18 protein-coding genes and 3 pseudogenes are annotated in these 14785 nt (G+C 58.1%); 10 read left to right on the top strand and 11 right to left on the bottom strand.

Annotated elements, in window-relative coordinates:
- Positions 1–31: 31 nt before the first annotated feature.
- Positions 32–1045, bottom strand: a complete 1014-nt coding sequence (locus tag ACZ5IL_RS01835) for an IS1595 family transposase (protein WP_464594802.1) — start codon at positions 1043–1045, stop codon at positions 32–34.
- A 78-nt stretch (positions 1046–1123) separates the two neighbouring features.
- Between ACZ5IL_RS01835 and ACZ5IL_RS01830 the strand changes: the two genes are divergently transcribed.
- Positions 1124–1354: a helix-turn-helix domain-containing protein gene (locus tag ACZ5IL_RS01830; RefSeq protein ID WP_464594801.1), complete on the top strand. Its 231-nt coding sequence runs from the start codon at positions 1124–1126 to the stop codon at positions 1352–1354.
- 110 nt (positions 1355–1464) lie between these two features.
- On the opposite strand, the gene ACZ5IL_RS01825 is transcribed toward ACZ5IL_RS01830, so the two are convergent.
- The 3 genes and pseudogenes from ACZ5IL_RS01825 to ACZ5IL_RS01815 all read right to left on the bottom strand — a co-directional run.
- Positions 1465–1647, bottom strand: coding sequence for a hypothetical protein (locus tag ACZ5IL_RS01825; protein ID WP_464594800.1), 183 nt, complete (start codon positions 1645–1647; stop codon positions 1465–1467).
- Between the two features lie 208 nt (positions 1648–1855).
- Positions 1856–2479, bottom strand: coding sequence for a hypothetical protein (locus ACZ5IL_RS01820; RefSeq protein WP_464594798.1), 624 nt, complete (start codon positions 2477–2479; stop codon positions 1856–1858).
- Between the two features lie 229 nt (positions 2480–2708).
- Positions 2709–3137, bottom strand: a pseudogene (locus tag ACZ5IL_RS01815) (glycosyltransferase); the annotation flags it as partial.
- A 58-nt stretch (positions 3138–3195) separates the two neighbouring features.
- On the opposite strand from ACZ5IL_RS01815, the gene ACZ5IL_RS01810 reads away from it, so the two are divergent.
- Positions 3196–3627, top strand: a complete 432-nt coding sequence (locus ACZ5IL_RS01810; protein WP_464594797.1) for a hypothetical protein — start codon at positions 3196–3198, stop codon at positions 3625–3627.
- Here ACZ5IL_RS01810 and ACZ5IL_RS01805 read toward each other — a convergent pair.
- Positions 3624–4610, bottom strand: a complete 987-nt coding sequence (locus ACZ5IL_RS01805; protein WP_464594796.1) for an IS1595 family transposase — start codon at positions 4608–4610, stop codon at positions 3624–3626. The two genes, ACZ5IL_RS01810 and ACZ5IL_RS01805, sit on opposite strands and share 4 nt — an antisense overlap.
- Before the next feature lie 105 nt (positions 4611–4715).
- Between ACZ5IL_RS01805 and ACZ5IL_RS01800 the strand changes: the two genes are divergently transcribed.
- On the top strand, positions 4716–4958 hold the full coding sequence (locus ACZ5IL_RS01800) for a DUF6471 domain-containing protein (protein ID WP_464594795.1): 243 nt from the start codon (positions 4716–4718) through the stop codon (positions 4956–4958).
- Between the two features lie 106 nt (positions 4959–5064).
- Here ACZ5IL_RS01800 and ACZ5IL_RS01795 read toward each other — a convergent pair whose 3' ends face one another.
- On the bottom strand, positions 5065–5763 hold the full coding sequence (locus tag ACZ5IL_RS01795; RefSeq protein WP_464594793.1) for a hypothetical protein: 699 nt from the start codon (positions 5761–5763) through the stop codon (positions 5065–5067).
- Between the two features lie 49 nt (positions 5764–5812).
- Complete coding sequence (locus ACZ5IL_RS01790) at positions 5813–6781, bottom strand: hypothetical protein (protein WP_464594792.1); 969 nt, start codon at positions 6779–6781, stop codon at positions 5813–5815.
- A gap of 164 nt (positions 6782–6945) precedes the next feature.
- Between ACZ5IL_RS01790 and ACZ5IL_RS01785 the strand changes: the two genes are divergently transcribed.
- The 4 genes from ACZ5IL_RS01785 (at position 6946) to pyrE (ending at position 10766) form a co-directional block, all read left to right on the top strand.
- The gene (locus ACZ5IL_RS01785; RefSeq protein ID WP_464596975.1) at positions 6946–7767 is read left to right on the top strand and encodes a transporter substrate-binding domain-containing protein; all 822 of its coding nucleotides are present in this window, start codon (positions 6946–6948) and stop codon (positions 7765–7767) included.
- A gap of 56 nt (positions 7768–7823) precedes the next feature.
- Positions 7824–9455 (top strand): lysine--tRNA ligase, encoded by a 1632-nt coding sequence (locus tag ACZ5IL_RS01780; RefSeq protein WP_464594791.1) that lies wholly within the window; start codon positions 7824–7826, stop codon positions 9453–9455.
- Positions 9456–9530: 75 nt separating this feature from the next.
- Positions 9531–10049 carry a L,D-transpeptidase gene (locus tag ACZ5IL_RS01775; protein WP_464594790.1) on the top strand — a complete coding sequence of 173 codons (519 nt, stop codon included), beginning with the start codon at positions 9531–9533 and terminating at the stop codon, positions 10047–10049.
- 153 nt (positions 10050–10202) lie between these two features.
- On the top strand, positions 10203–10766 hold the full coding sequence (pyrE, locus tag ACZ5IL_RS01770) for an orotate phosphoribosyltransferase (protein ID WP_425909845.1): 564 nt from the start codon (positions 10203–10205) through the stop codon (positions 10764–10766).
- 77 nt (positions 10767–10843) lie between these two features.
- On the opposite strand, the pseudogene ACZ5IL_RS01765 reads toward pyrE, so the two are convergent.
- A pseudogene (locus tag ACZ5IL_RS01765) lies at positions 10844–11116 on the bottom strand (thermonuclease family protein); the annotation flags it as partial.
- Between ACZ5IL_RS01765 and ACZ5IL_RS01760 the strand changes: the two are divergent.
- Positions 11110–11751 (top strand): annotated as a pseudogene (locus ACZ5IL_RS01760) (IS1595 family transposase); the annotation flags it as partial. The pseudogenes ACZ5IL_RS01765 and ACZ5IL_RS01760 sit on opposite strands and share 7 nt — an antisense overlap.
- Positions 11752–11763: 12 nt before the next feature.
- A complete protein-coding gene (locus ACZ5IL_RS01755) occupies positions 11764–11958 on the top strand; it encodes a hypothetical protein (protein WP_464594788.1) in 195 nt (64 codons plus the stop codon).
- Positions 11959–12020: 62 nt separating this feature from the next.
- Here the strand turns inward: ACZ5IL_RS01755 and ACZ5IL_RS01750 are convergent, their stop codons facing one another.
- The 3 genes from ACZ5IL_RS01750 to ACZ5IL_RS01740 all read right to left on the bottom strand — a co-directional run bounded on the left by ACZ5IL_RS01750 (position 12021) and on the right by ACZ5IL_RS01740 (position 13187).
- Complete coding sequence (locus tag ACZ5IL_RS01750) at positions 12021–12383, bottom strand: DUF3800 domain-containing protein (RefSeq protein WP_464594787.1); 363 nt, start codon at positions 12381–12383, stop codon at positions 12021–12023.
- Between the two features lie 22 nt (positions 12384–12405).
- The gene (locus ACZ5IL_RS01745) at positions 12406–12840 is read right to left on the bottom strand and encodes a hypothetical protein (protein WP_464594785.1); all 435 of its coding nucleotides are present in this window, start codon (positions 12838–12840) and stop codon (positions 12406–12408) included.
- Positions 12841–12971: 131 nt separating this feature from the next.
- Complete coding sequence (locus ACZ5IL_RS01740; RefSeq protein WP_464594784.1) at positions 12972–13187, bottom strand: DUF1674 domain-containing protein; 216 nt, start codon at positions 13185–13187, stop codon at positions 12972–12974.
- Between the two features lie 184 nt (positions 13188–13371).
- Here ACZ5IL_RS01740 and ACZ5IL_RS01735 point away from each other — a divergent pair, with 184 nt between their 5' ends.
- Positions 13372–14724 carry an RsmB/NOP family class I SAM-dependent RNA methyltransferase gene (locus ACZ5IL_RS01735; RefSeq protein WP_464594783.1) on the top strand — a complete coding sequence of 451 codons (1353 nt, stop codon included), beginning with the start codon at positions 13372–13374 and terminating at the stop codon, positions 14722–14724.
- The last annotated feature ends 61 nt before the right edge of the window (positions 14725–14785 follow it).

The following is a 14785-nucleotide window of genomic DNA, read 5'->3' as shown; positions in this document are numbered from 1 at the left end:
GGATTGATTTCCACCATTTTGTTATGCCTTTTTAGAAAGTAGCACTGTGATGCGGTCTTCTAGGCTTCCGCTGCCAATAGCCCTTCCATTGTCTAGAAACAGGATGCTGCAACGCTGCATCCGCAGCCATTAAGTACTGCTCGCCATTGCTAATGCGCCGGTTGTTCTCGCGCCACGCCATTTCACCAGCGTAGGCTGACAGGTAGTCACCAGCGATACGGTGATGAATGCCGATTTCAGCGCGGCGCATCCGAGAGAAGAACGACTCGGCCTGATTGGTGCAAGCGTCGCCGTCCGAATAGCTTTCACTATGATTGATCCGCTTCGTAAGGAAGCGCGCATGTAGCGCGTCCCAATGCGTTGCTTCATCCGCGTGGATGACGCTGCCCGACGCAACGGTTTGCGCGATTTTCACAAGCGAAGCATCTTCGCTCTTAAAAACGAAGGGCAACGTGCGACCGCCTCGCTCACGCATGATGACCACCACGCGCCGCTTGCCGTTTTGGTTGACGATGCGGCGGCGGTCGCGGCGGTTACCTTTGTGGTTTGCAGGCTTCACGTAGCCGCCGAAGTATGCGCCATCAACTTCGACCTGGCCCGAGGCCGTAGCGCCCTGAGCTTCCGAAGCCAATGCTTCACGGATTTTGTGAGCCATCACGAACGCGGTCTTATACTGGCAATCGAGGTCGCGGCTCAGTTGGAGCGCGCTATGGCCCTTTGCGCCGTTGACGAAGATCGCGATGGCCAAGAGATAGTCGCGGACCGGCAGCTTCCGGCTGGCGAAGATCGTGCCCGACGTAACTGAAAACTGATGCGAGCAAGCCTTGCACTTGAACAAGCGGCGCGTGGTGTAGGTGTAGACGGCGGCGCATTCGCAGCGCGGGCAGACCGGAGAGCCATCGGTCGCAGCCCAGCGGATCAGCCGGAACGTCTCATAAGCCTCGTCGTCAGAAAGGCGCGCGACTTTCGCTAGACTTAGCGTCCGCGCCTTTGCTGAGAGGAGGAAGTGCTGCGACATGAGACCAACGTTTTCCGTTGACCTCATTGATAAGTAATGAAAGTGATGGCGTCAACGAAAATCTATGACCTTGACGAAAATAGTCTAGGTTCGTAGATTTGGGGAATGACCCCGGAACAGTGTCGAGCCGCGCGAGCATGGCTAAACTGGCCTCAAGACGCGCTTGCAAAAGCCGCGAACGTGGGCGTTTCAACGGTGCGAGACTTTGAAGCGGGTCGGCGGGAGCCGACACGAAACAATCTAACGGCAATGAAAGCTGCTTTGGAAACTGGCGGTATGTCATTTTTGGATGGCTCTGACCGTTCCGGCCTGACAGGCCCGATTCGCAAAGAGTAAGGTGGACCGGTTGGGGATCGGACCCAAGCTTCGCGGGTGGAAATCCAGCTAGCGGCACCAGCCCCGGCCCAGAAAGACCCCGGCAACCAGTAGATTGCCGGGGTCTTGGTTTAGGGCAACGGCACCGGATAAGCGGTGTGGAAGCGGCGACCGTGAACTATATGGTTCACAGTCCCGACGTTGAGATCGAGCATGATCGCTGCGGCAGTCTGAGACAGACCGACCACACGAACCACCCAGAGAACGTGGCACGCTTTAGTGAAGTTGCAGGGAAAGGCTTTTCGGGAGTGCATGTGTAGAAGTCCTTGTTAAGATAAACAGGACCCCGGTCTTGAAAAAGGCTGCTCAACATGCGATTCTTAGTATTCCAAAGCGCCGCAAGCCGACTGTTCCCTGACAGGGGGTAGTTTTTGCGGTCCTAACGACGGCTCAGGTGTTCCAGACCTGAGCCGTTTTACTTTCCGATGTGGACCAACTCTCCGGAAAGCGGCTTGCCTAAGATCATTCAAAAATTCCTTCTTCTATGGTCGCAAGTTCCACCCGTAGCGGGGGGAGAGGGAGACCAGCTTCACGCCGATTCTGCTCAAACTTGTTCAGAAGGTCGTGCCCGGACTGGGTAAGGCGATAAAGCGTCTGCCCGTGAATCTGATCTTCGCCCACGTCCCCTTTGGGGATGTCCACGCGAAACTGGTCCGCTATCCTCTTGAGGTTCAGGCCGGTTATATTAGCGACCTCCGCTATCGATTTAGACCAGCCCTCTTGCAGAGATTTCAGAATCGCATAGCGCTGATCGCCTATCCGAACCCTGCGTTTCTTCTCGTCGTCATCCGAGACGGCCGAAGTTTCTGTTATGAGCGATGGAGTTGGCTGCGGCGCGGACGATGGCCCAGCTCCTAATTCGCTAACTGAGTCGAAGGTCAATGCTTCTATCTGAAGCACCTCGGCCTCAATAATCATCTTGCGCTGTGTCTCAATAAGACTTCGTTCTTTCTTACATTCTTCCAATACCTTAGAAGCTTCTACCTCCCGATCTACAAGCGCTGCTTCCTTGGCATCCAAGCCCGCCAGAACCTTTCGGTTGAGCGTCTTTAGAGAAAAGACTTCGGGGCTGTCGATCTTGTCCATGCCCACTAGATACACGGAATGCCCTGTAAGGACAAGTCTTAGTGACGCCGCAGAATCTGTAAGCTGAGAAACTAAGAACAAGCTGTGAACGTCGCTACTGCGCGACTCACTCCATCCCCGGAAGCCAAGCTTAGGTTTGCACGATCTCTGGTGAGGCGTATGAAGCCGGCTTCCTCAAAAATTCGCCAGACCGCAGCCCCCTCGCTTGGTGAGTTTGCTACCTAATACCGCGAAAGTGGTTCGACGACCCGCCGAGCGGCAATGGCACGCCAAAGGACGCGAGCCCGGGAAGGAAGACGTCGAACTGTCCGGCATATTCGGCGGCGAACATGCGCGAGAGCCAGCTGTCCGATTGGTTTTCAATGCAGAGGCTGGCCTGCACGCAAGCTACATCGACGCCTTGAGTGCGGAAGGCATCGAGCGCGGCACGTAGCTGGCCGGGATCAGGACGATCTTCGGCATCGAACACGGCGGTGAAGCTGCCGCGCGCGAACGGCAGCGCGCAGTTCAACGCCTTCGGTTTGGTGCGCGGCCCTTCCGCCGGAGCGAGCAGGACCTGGACTTGCGGCATCGGCCCTAGCCTTGCCAGCGCGGCGCGGGTTTCGAGATCGTCAAGCTCGATCACGATGATGACGTCGAGCTTTTCGCGCGGGTAGTCCGGTATTATGGCGCAAACGCCACAAGCGGTTTAGCCAGCCGTAGCTTATTTTGGCGGTATGTCAGAAATCAGAACCGTCACGACGCTACGGCACAAGCGTTCCGAGATCGTCAAATCTATTGAGAATTACGAGCGAAAGCTGAACCAGGCGCGTTCGGACTTGGCGCATATCAGCGCGGCAATCGCGATCTTTGAGGCATCGGGCAACATTAAGGGCCTGTCGGCCTATGTCGATACGCACCGGCTGTTCAAGTATGGCGAAGTGTTTGAAATGGCGCTGGCGGCCCTAAAGCAAGGCCCTATGAATACCCGCGACCTGTCACTGGCGATCATGAAGGCCAAGGGTCTGGATACGAATGACCGCGTTCTGGCCAAAGCCGTAGCGTCCCGCCTTATTAATATCCTGCGCAAGCAACTGTTGCGTGGATCAATCGTTGACGGCGGCAAATTTAAGGGCGTTCGGATTTGGGCTGCAGCGGCTGAGGATTAAGCTGCCTGAACGTGACGCTGCCAGTAGCCGGTAAAGTCCACGGACTTGCTGCGTTTCATTGCCAGCGAGGCTAGGCGGCTGATCTGTTCGCCGTTTGACTGGCGGCGGTTATCTTCCCGCCATGACGACTCCTGCGCATAGCGGAGCAGGTACGCGCCAGCAATGTGGTGATGAATGCCGATCTCAGCGCGGCGCAGGCGGGAGAAATATTCCTCGGCTTGGTTCGTGCAGGCACCGTCGAAGCTATAAGCCTGCGAATGGTCGATACGCTTCATTTCAAAACGGTCGTGCAGATTGTCCCATGATCCGGCCTCGTCAGCATGAACTGTCGTGCCCTTGGCGATACGAGCGCGGATGAATGAGGAAGCGGCGCTTTCCGAGTTGAACACGGCGGGAACCGAATTTCCGCCACGCTCGCGGACGATCACAACGACCTTGCGCTTACCGTTCTGGTTGCGGAGCAAGCGACGATCGCGGCGGTTCTCTTTCATGTTCGAAGGCTTCACGTAGCCGCCAAAATAGCCACCGTCCACCTCAGCCTCTTTGCCTTCCCCGCCGACAACACGGCCCTTCATTTCCTCTGCCATGGCTTCCCGTAGCTTGTGCAGCAGAACGAATGCGGACTTGTAGGACAGGCCCAAATCGCGGCTGAGAGCCAAAGCGCTCTTTCCCTTCACCTCGTTGCAGAACACTGCAATAGCCGCCAGATATCCCTTAAGGGGCAGCTTGTGGCTGGCAAATAGCGTCCCGCTGGTGATGCTGAAATCGCATTTGCAGCCCTTACAGCGGAAGCGAAGCGCGCCGTTTGGACGGCGGCATTCGTAAGCCTCAACCGAACCGCAGGATAGGCAAACCGGGGCACCTTGGGTATCGGCCCAACGGATATTCCGGAACATCGTCTCGGCTTCCGCGTCAGACATGCGGAAGACCTGAGCTAGGCTCAGGGTCTTTGCCGTTTTGCTGAGGAGGAAGTGTTGGGCCACGTCATTACCTAACGTATTCGTTAGGTAACGAATATGATAGGTTTGACGCCCTGTCAACACCAATCTATCATATACGTTAGGTCACAGATTCGTTAGGAGAGAGCCATGGTCTTACCCAAGGCAGAAAAGGAATGGGCTGACCGAGCCAGCGCCTTTCTCAAGGCTAAGATGAAAGAGGCCGAGGTTACCTATGCAGAACTAGCCAAACGGCTGAAAAAACACGGGTTCAAGGATGAAACCGAAGCCGGGATTACTATGAAGCTCAAACGCGGGACGTTTTCCGCAACGTTCTTTCTGGCTTGTCTTGCGGCGATGGAACTTGAAGGGGTAACTTTGGAGGAGATTTAAGCACCCTAATTGCAGCAGCCTGTCTTAGATGATCACCAAAGAGCGCGTAAAAACAGCAATTTTCATTGTGCTGTGGTTGTCTTTCTTCGGTGTTATCGTAGGCACTTCACCATCTTTTCAGGCCTGCGTAGGCGAGCGCTATCAACACGAGGCCGGCGATAGCCTTCAAAAGGGTGCGGCCTACTTCATCGTAATCTCTGAGGGCTTTGCCCCCTGCTTGGGGGAGTTTGTCCACAAAAACGCCGAAGCGATTATAGCGCTCTTTACAATTATCTTGGGAATCGCCACTTGGCTGCTCTGGCGGGCCACCGACCGCCTCGTAAGAGGCGCCGACAAGACCGCCGAGCGGCAATTGCGGGCTTACATCCACGTCTTCGACGTTAAACTCTCCCACGTTGATGACGATTGGTCGCCAGTAATAAGGATTAACATCAAGAATTTCGGAAAAACGCCCGCTCTCAAGGTTCGGCATAAAATTGGGAATACGTTGGTCATCGCCGGACCTGGCTCCTTTGATCTTAAGGACGATACCAATGTTTCCGACCTCGGCCCCGATCAGAAGATTGGTAAGTCTAGCGTGATGGGGCGAGAGGTGTGGCACAGCATGATCTTGCCTTCTATTAAGAAGGGCGGGGGACAATTCTTTGTATTTGGGAAGATCACCTACAGCGACGTTTTCACAGATGTAGTCAGAACTACTCAATACCGTTTCCGTGTTGATATTGATGATGTTGGCAAGCCCCACTTCGCATTTTGCGATGAGGGCAATACCACAAGCTAGTATTCCAAAAATAACCCCGAACATCGTTCATCCTTTCAAGAATGAACGGCATTAGGTCGAAACGACTGGTTTTTTAGTCCAGTGGCGTTTGCGCCATAATACCGGGGTAGTCCAAGGCTCCGATGGCTTGTAAGAGCAACGCGACCGATGAGGCCTCGCGATAAGGCGCCGCAATCACCGTGTAGACCGGCAAACAATCATCGGGAATGCGTGCCGGGCTCCGGACCGAGCGCCGCGGCATCAAGCTGGCCGCGAGCCGCAAGCCGATAAATGCGAGGAACCACAGCGCCAGCGCGCTGCTCCAGATGTTCGGGACGACCGTCGGCGTCAGCGTCATCATAACGCTCAGGAGGACAGTCTGAGCAAGCCGTCGCATTGTGCGCAGCCGGTGCCCGCGGGGAGTGTCATTGGCAACGGGCGCGGCGGACAAAGTGGGGAATCGCCGGCCGAGCGCATTGGCGGCGGAGCGGCCGAGCGCGTCGCCCGCCTCCTGCCGCAACAGAAATTGATCGAGGTTTTGCTTCGATGTCAGCAGGACCCGGTCGCGTAAAGATGGATAGGCGGCGGCGAGACGGCAGAGTCGCCGTGCCGTGAATCCGCGCGGCGCGACAACCCAAAACAACTGTCCTCGCTGGCGCAGCGGAAGCAGCCCGTGTTGTGCGACGCGGGATAAGTAACGATCGGGCAAGGGGCAATCGGAGCGGGAAATCTCGGCAAACGTCTCGATCGCAAGACCCGTTTGAAAGGAAAGTGCTTGCAGATACGCGCCTTCGTCAATGACGCCCGACCGGATCAGCGCTTGATCCGCGCCGGTGCCCACTTCCCGGCCGCGCGCTTCGGCAGCGTTCAGCAGCGCCGGAGCGAGAACATGCCGCAGGCAATCCAGTTCGCTCGCCGGACCGGGCTCGGGGTCGCCCAGCCAATTGTCGTTGCTCGACCGGGGGATGCAAATGAAGCCGGGAGGAAACGCCGAACTCTCAGGCACAGCACGGCGGAGCGCGTCGGCCCGACCGCCATCCTCTACACGATTCCACCCCGACAAGTCGCGTCCCACGCAAACGATACTCGCATCCCGTTCCGGATGGTCTATAAAACCCTCCGTTCGAAAAGCCCCTGTCAATGCAACCACAGATTACAGTTTCCGACAACGAAAGATTGATCCGCCGCAGCGCGGCCACGCTGGGTTGTTTGCTCGCCGCCGGCTGGATGCTGGTTGCAGGAGCAGCAACCGGCTGCGCGCGCGCAGAGACCGCAACCGTCGCGCCGCAGGCCGTGCCGGGCTTCTGGGACCCGCGCCACCGTCCGGACCGGCCCGATCTGTCCCGCCTCACCGTGATTCGTTTTTTGACGGAAACCGACTATCCGCCCTTCAACTATACCGGTCCCGACGGCAACCCGGCCGGCTTCAATGTCGATCTGGCGCGCACCCTGTGCGAGGAAATCAAAGTCACCTGCACAGTACAGATGCGGCGATTCGAGACGCTGGTAGACGCGCTTTCCAGTAACCGGGGCGATGCCATCATCGCCTCTCTCGCGGTCACTCCGGAATTACGCAAGCGTGTGGATTTCACCGACCCTTACTATCGAACGCCTGCCCGCTTCGTGTCACGGCGCGACGTCGTCATGTCCGAGGTGCGCCCGGAGTATCTCGAGGGTAAGAAGGTTGGCGTCATTGGGGGATCCGCGCACGAGGCCTACCTCAAGGTTTTCTTCACCGACGCCGAACTCCACGGCTATCCGAACGACGAGACGCTGCGGCAGGCGCTGCGCCGGAACGAAGTCGACTTTATTTTCGGTGACGCCATCTCACTGGCGTTCTGGATCAACGGCACCGATTCGGAAAGCTGCTGCGCATTCAGCGGCGGCCCCTTTATCGAGAGCCGCTATTTCGGCGAGGGCATCGGCATTGCAGTGAAGAAGGGCAATGACGTGCTGCGCCAGACACTGAACTGGGCGCTATTCCGGATCTGGGAGAAAGGCCGGTATACCGATCTGTGGCTGCGGTATTTTTCCGTCAGTCCGTTTTAGAGCACGATCCTGAAAAAATGTGGCGCAGCGAAAGACGCCGCGCCATGGAGAGCCAAATGTCTGACGTCCCATCAGCGAGCGATCTTCGTGAACTCGCCGATCAATCCAATGCGTGGCCGTTCGAGCAGGCCAAGGCGATCGTCGCGCGCCTGAAGAAGACGCCGAAGGACGAGGTGTTGTTCGAGACAGGCTACGGCCCCTCCGGCCTGCCGCATATAGGCACCTTCGGCGAGGTCGCGCGCACCACGATGGTGCGTCACGCTTTCCGCGTGCTGACCGAAGACAAAATCAAGACACGGCTGCTGGCGTTTTCCGACGACATGGACGGCTTGCGCAAGGTGCCGGACAATGTGCCCAACAAGGAACTGCTGGCGCTGGATCTCGGCAAGCCGCTGACGAAAGTCCGCGATCCCTTCGGCACTCATCCGAGCTTCGGCGAGCACAACAACGCCCGGCTGCGCGCTTTCCTCGACACCTTCGGTTTCGACTACGAGTTCGCCAGTTCGACCGCCTACTACACGTCGGGCCGCTTCGATGCGACACTTCTGAAGGTGCTCGAAAAGATCGACAAGGTGATGGCGATCATGCTGCCATCCCTGCGCGAGGAGCGCGCGGCGAGTTATTCGCCGTTTTTGCCGATCTGCCCGCGCACCGGCGTGGTGCTGCAGGTGCCGATTGTCGCGCACGACGCGGCAGCAGGCACGGTTTCCTACGATGACCCCGAAACCGGAGAGCGGGTCACAGTCCCCGTCACCGGCGGGCACTGCAAATTGCAATGGAAGCCGGACTGGGCGATGCGCTGGACCGCGCTCGGCGTCGATTACGAGATGGCCGGCAAGGACCTGATCGATTCGGTCAAACTGTCCGGCAAAATCTGTTCCGCGCTCGGCGGCACGGCGCCGGAAGGCTTCAATTACGAACTGTTCCTCGACGACAAGGGCCAGAAGATTTCCAAGTCGAAAGGCAACGGCCTGACTATCGACGAGTGGCTGCGCTACGCCTCGCCGGAATCGCTGTCGCTGTTCATGTACCGCGAACCGAAGGCGGCGAAGCGGCTGCATTTCGACGTGATCCCGCGCAATGTCGACGACTATCAGCAGTTCCTCGAAAGTTATCCGCGTCAGGATGCGAGGCAGCAGCTCGCGAATCCGGTCTGGCACATTCATGCCGGCCACCCGCCCGCGGCCGATATGCCAGTCACGTTCCAGTTGCTGCTGACCCTGGTCTCGTCCTCGAACGCGGAGAATGCCGAAACCCTGTGGGGTTTCATCGGCCGCTATCGGCCGGGCGTCACGCCGACTACCCATCCGAGGCTTGACGCACTGGTCGGCTATGCCATCAACTATTACCGTGATTTCGTGGCGCCGACCAAAACGTTCCGCGAGCCGACCGCGAGCGAACGAGCCGCCTTGCAAGACCTGCGCGATGCGTTGTCACAACTGCCCGCAGACGCCTCGGCAGAAGACATCCAGAACACGGTCTACGAGATCGGCCGCCGCGAACCTTTTCTCAACCACAAGAAGCTCGCCAAGGACGGACGGCCCGGCGTCTCGCTCGACTGGTTCAACATGCTCTATCAGGTGCTGCTGGGTCAGGAGAAGGGACCGCGCTTCGGCTCGTTCGTCGCGGTCTACGGCGCGCAGAATGCCATCGCGATGGTCGACGGCGCATTGGCGCGGGCGGGTTAGCATCTTTCTTCCTCCGCTCATTTGATGCAAACAGATTTGAAGCAGGACTTTTTTTGAAGCGGATTGGAGCGAAAAATGTTGAGGCGGGTTGCGGCGGTGTTTGCCGCCATGATCACAATGGGCTTTTCCGGCATCCCATCAGCCGAAGCGCGGCCCGATATGGTCGGCTATCGGGGCGACTATGCGCCCGGTACCATCGTCGTGAAAACCAACGAGCGCCGGCTGTATCTGATCATCGATCATGATCGCGCGCTGCGATATCCCGTTGGCGTCGGCAAAGCCGGCAAGCAATGGACAGGCACCTCGCGCATCGAGGGCAAGTATCGCGACCCGGCATGGGCGCCCCCGGAGGATATAAAGCGCGACAATCCGAAAATCGCGGACGTGATCGCCGGCGGATCACCTGCGAATCCGATGGGCGTCGCGGCGATGACGCTCTCCGGCGGCGGGCAATACGCCATTCACGGCACCAACCGACCGGGAACGATCGGCCACTTCGTGTCCTATGGCTGCATCCGCATGCATAATGCCGACATTGACGATCTCTATCAGCGCGTGTCGGTCGGCACGCCCGTGGTGGTGACGCAACAATAGATCGCGACGAGTCTTTAAATATGCTCGACATCGGTCGCCTATCTGAGGAATCATTGTCACGGCGACTGGTTGAGCGTATAGAACGGCTTCTCTCCCATACGCTGATAGGACACGATGGCCCGTCAATTCGCCACATCGACTGAGCCCGAAGCCATGGCTGAAGACAGCAAAGTCCGCCAAAGGGCTTTTGAGATTATCAAGGCCCGATCGTTCGGTCGCGGTGACATCAAATTGTCTTCCGGGAAAAGCAGCACGTTTTACTTCGATATGAAGCCGACGATGTTGTTTCCCGAAGGAGCCCATGCGCTGTCCGAACTCATTCTCGCTCGCCTTTTCGGCAAGGGCATAGATTTTATCGGTGGATTGGAGATGGGAGCGGTCCCGCTGATTTCGACCGTAAGCCTTCTCAGCCACATCAAGAATGAACCGCTTCCCGGCTTCTTCGTTCGGAAAGAGGTCAAAAAACACGGAACCCAAAAACTCATCGAAGGGGTTCCCAACGGCGGCCTCTCCGGCAAGAAGGTTGTCATCCTGGAAGACGTCACGACAAGCGGCGAGTCAGCCATGATCGCGGTGTCGGCCGCCCAAGCTGCAGGCGCCGAAGTCGTGATGGTGTTATCGATCGTCGACAGAGGCGAGGGGGCCGTGGCCGTTTATAAAGGGAGAAATATTGAATTCGACTCCCTGTTCACGGCGAGCGAATTCCTGGATTCTTAAACTTCTGACGCGATCACAACGCGGCAGCGCACCGTCCCAACAAAAAGGCCGCGGCTCACGCGGCTTTTTTGCGGTGACTACCGGCCCACGCTGTTGCACCAGCTTTCGCGATGACCGCCATGATAGGCGGGGGCAAGACCGCTTGCCACCATCGCCGCTGCGATGTCGGAGGTTCGCGCCATCGCGGCATCGGCAACCACCCGTCCGTTATATTTGTCGGGGCCGATATTGGCGATCGTGACGCCGCCCTCGCCGAGCAGATCCCGCAGCCGGGCGCTGGCGGCTTTCGCCAGCCGAAATTCCTCGGAACATGAGGCCTTCATTTCCGCTGTGTCGATGCCGCGTAGGCGTTTCGCTCAAGACCGCTTGGTTCATGGGACATCGCATCCGCGAGGCGATGCGGGACGGCGATCTCGCGCCAATGGGCGGCGCTGGCCAGATCGTTGAGGCGGACGAAACCTATTTCGGCCCTACCGAAGAAAAGAAGATTTCACCACAGCGGAAGGGGCGGCCTTTCACCAAGGGCGGTCGTACCGGCCCCGCGAGCAAGCGCGCTATCGTCTCTCTGGTCCAACGCGGCGGCAAGGTCCGTTCCTTCCAAGTCGAGAATGCCGACAAAAGCACCGTTGCGAAAATCGTTGCCGAGAACATCGCTCACGAGACCCGTCTGCATACCGACGAAAGCCGCCTTTACACCGTAGTTGGTAGCGAGTTCGCTGCTCATGAAACCGTGAAGCACAGCGCCAAGGAATACGTTCGTGGTGACGTTCATACCAACACCATTGAAGGCGTGTTCTCAATCTTCAAGCGCGGCATGAAAGGCAACTACCAACATTGCAAAGAAAAGCACTTGCATCGTTACCTTGCGGAATTCGATTTCCGTTACAACAATCGCGTCAAGCTGGGTGTTGACGATGTGGCGCGGGCTGACATCGCGCTCAAAGGTATCGTTGGCAAGCGCCTAACCTATCGAACGACTAATTGAGGAAGGCCCGCGATGGCTGAGAAGCCAAAAGCTAGAAAGGCTCCGGCTAAAACAGATGCTGCGAGCAAGCAAAAAGAACAATCCGCGCGGTTCATAAAAGCCGCGCGGGAGATTGGTCTTGACGAGAGCGGAAAGGAATTTGAGAAAGCACTCACTTCCCTGATCGCAAAAACCACAAAGGCGAAGAAGGGTCGGGTAGGGTCATAGTAATCCCAATTTTTTCGGGGGATCTCCGCCCGCCCCATTCAGGATTTACAAGCCTCATTCGCTCACGCGCTTCTGGAGTAAGGATGTTTTCGATGCTTGTCCAGTATCTCTTCTTCTGAATAGTGGGCATGTAGATGTGGTATCAAGCGCTTTTCTTTCCATGGAAAAGGAATGACGTCTGACCATTCGATGCCCTCCGTCTCCCATTTTCTTATCCACCAAGCGTATAAGTCAGCCGCCTGCAACGGTAGAATTTTTTGATCCGATTTGAATGTCGGTCGGTCACCTAAGTTACGGCTAAATTCGCCGCTACTAAGTTTGAGCATGTCCCAATGCCATCCCCACGATTCAACTCGGCGAGCCTCCGATTGATCATCGAATATGAAATCTACCGGCTCATCGATCTGTAATTTTTCTTGGTTCATACTTAGTAGATCGATGATTTTCCTATAGCCGAAATAGTAATGGATTAGCGGCTTCTCTCATGTCTCCAAATTCCGGAGGCCACGGATAGTTAAGTACAAGTTTTGCGAGCGCGTCAGTTCGGATAGAGCATGAGATCGCAGCGGTAACCCCCGACTCCTCTATTGCCCGGTAAAACCAAGCCGCGATCTCCATTTTAGATGCGGCCATCTCGCTCATTTTGAAACAGTTGATGCCGGCCGCATCTAGGCGGCGCTGCCATTCTTTCGAAAACTCAAGCCATGTAGCGGCGGGAGCGATATAACCGGCGATAACCAGTAGGTTGGGGTTCCCGCTGCCGCTTCCGTCTACAAAAGCCTTGAATGCATTGAGCATCAAAATATTCCGCCGCAGCGCCCGATCCCCCGGATAGCCGCAAACCAGCCCAATAATTTGAAGACCGGATTCCTCGGGCGTCACGACTCACCCGCCTTTCGATTGTACGAGCGGGGGTCCGTAAAGTACAATATTGGGTACATATTCCTAGCATAGAGCGAGTCGGGTCATCCGGCAAGCCCACGCAAGCGGTGGCTGAGCGAAAAGCGCGCCGCTCAGAAATCCGATGCGATGCCGTTGCGTTCCCAATCGCCGAACCGCGTCGGTTCGGGACCCTTCGGCCCCAAAACCTCTTTAGCCCATGCAGATGCATCGGTCTGCGCGGCGCGGCGAGCCTCGGCCTCGGCAAGCGCGCGCTGAGCCGCCGGCGTCGGCGACTTGCGCGGGTCCATCTCTGCGCTCCGCAGCAACGCGGACGGCTCGTCGCTCATGCATATTCTCCGGTCAGCGAGACGAAGCGTATGAAACCGTTTCCACAGATCATGCAAATGCGTGAAGATGGTGGCGATTCTTATATTTGGCTTATTCGCATGTCATAAATCTGGATCCGCCGCGACGGACGCACAGCAGATGCGTCCGTCATCCCCTGATCCCCTTAAGCGATGTGCCTGCCTCATGCCGTCCACCAGATTCGCACCGCCGACCGAGGCTCCGGGCCTTGCGGCCCGGCGCATCGCAGCGGATATCCTCGACGGCGTCCTTCACAAGCGTCGCACCCTCGATGAACAGCTCGAGGGCCCCACCGCGCATCCCGCGCTGAAATCGCTTGCCGACCGCGACCGTGCCTTGATGCGGCGTCTGGTGGCGACGATCCTGCGCCGGCTCGGAACCCTCGGCCATTTGCTGTCACGGTTGCTCGATCGCGGCATTCCGACCGATGCGCCGCGCGCGCAAAGCGCGCTTTTGATCGGCGCGGCGCAGATTCTCTGGATGGACGTGCCGGATCATGCCGCTGTCGATCTGTCAGTACGGCTGGTGCAATCCGACCGCCGCGCAGCGAAATATGCCGGACTTGTCAACGCGGTGCTCCGCCGCTGCGCGCGCGAAGGCCAGTCCCTGATCGATGAGGTCCGCTCCGAGTCGCTTGATATCCCGCCATGGCTATTGGCACGTTGGTGCGGACATTACGGCGAAAGCACCGCGAAAGCGATTGCCGACGCGATCAACCACGAGCCCGCCCTCGATCTCACCATCAAAGCCGACGCGGCACACTGGGCGACACGACTGCACGGCGAGGCATTGCCGACCGGAACCGTTCGTACCTCGCTGCAAGGTCCGGTGACGATGCTGCCGGGATTCTCCGAGGGGCAGTGGTGGGTACAGGACGCCGCCGCCGCGCTGCCCGCGCGACTGTTCGGCGATGTCGCCGGACGGCGGGTCATCGACCTCTGCGCGGCGCCGGGCGGCAAGACCGCCCAACTCGCGCAGGCCGGTGCAGACGTAACCGCGATCGACCGATCGCCAAATCGGGTAGCGCGGCTACGCGAGAATCTTGGCCGTCTATCGCTGAACGCGCGGTCGCTCGTCGCCGATGCCATCGACTGGCACGATGATGTCGACGGCGACGGCTTCGACGGCGTGCTCGTCGATGCGCCCTGCTCCGCAACCGGCACCATCCGCCGTCATCCGGACGTGGCCTGGCTCAAGCAGGAATCGGATATCGCGGCGCTGACCGCCCTGCAACAAAGGCTGCTGAAAAAGGCGATCACGCTGCTCAAGCCCGGCGGAACACTGGTCTATTGCACCTGCTCGCTGGAACCCGAAGAGGGCGAACAGGTCGTTGCCACGCTGCTTGCATCCGAACCAGGCATCCGGCGCGTGCCGGTCAGCGACGCCGAAGTGGCCGGACTGTCTGATATCGTGACGCCCGCGGGGGATCTGCGCACTCTGCCCTGCCATCTGCCACACGATGATCCCACGCTGGGCGGACTAGACGGCTTCTATGCGGCACGATTGACCAAGTTCTGATTCGCAAAACGAGGGCGAGAGATTCGCGGCATTTCAAGATGGTGCGTTGCCGGCCTTTCCG

It is taken from the genome of Nitrobacter sp. CN101, from assembly GCF_055390255.1.
The sequence above is the reverse complement of the archived record's forward strand: the minus strand, read 5'-3'. Positions and strand labels throughout refer to the sequence as shown.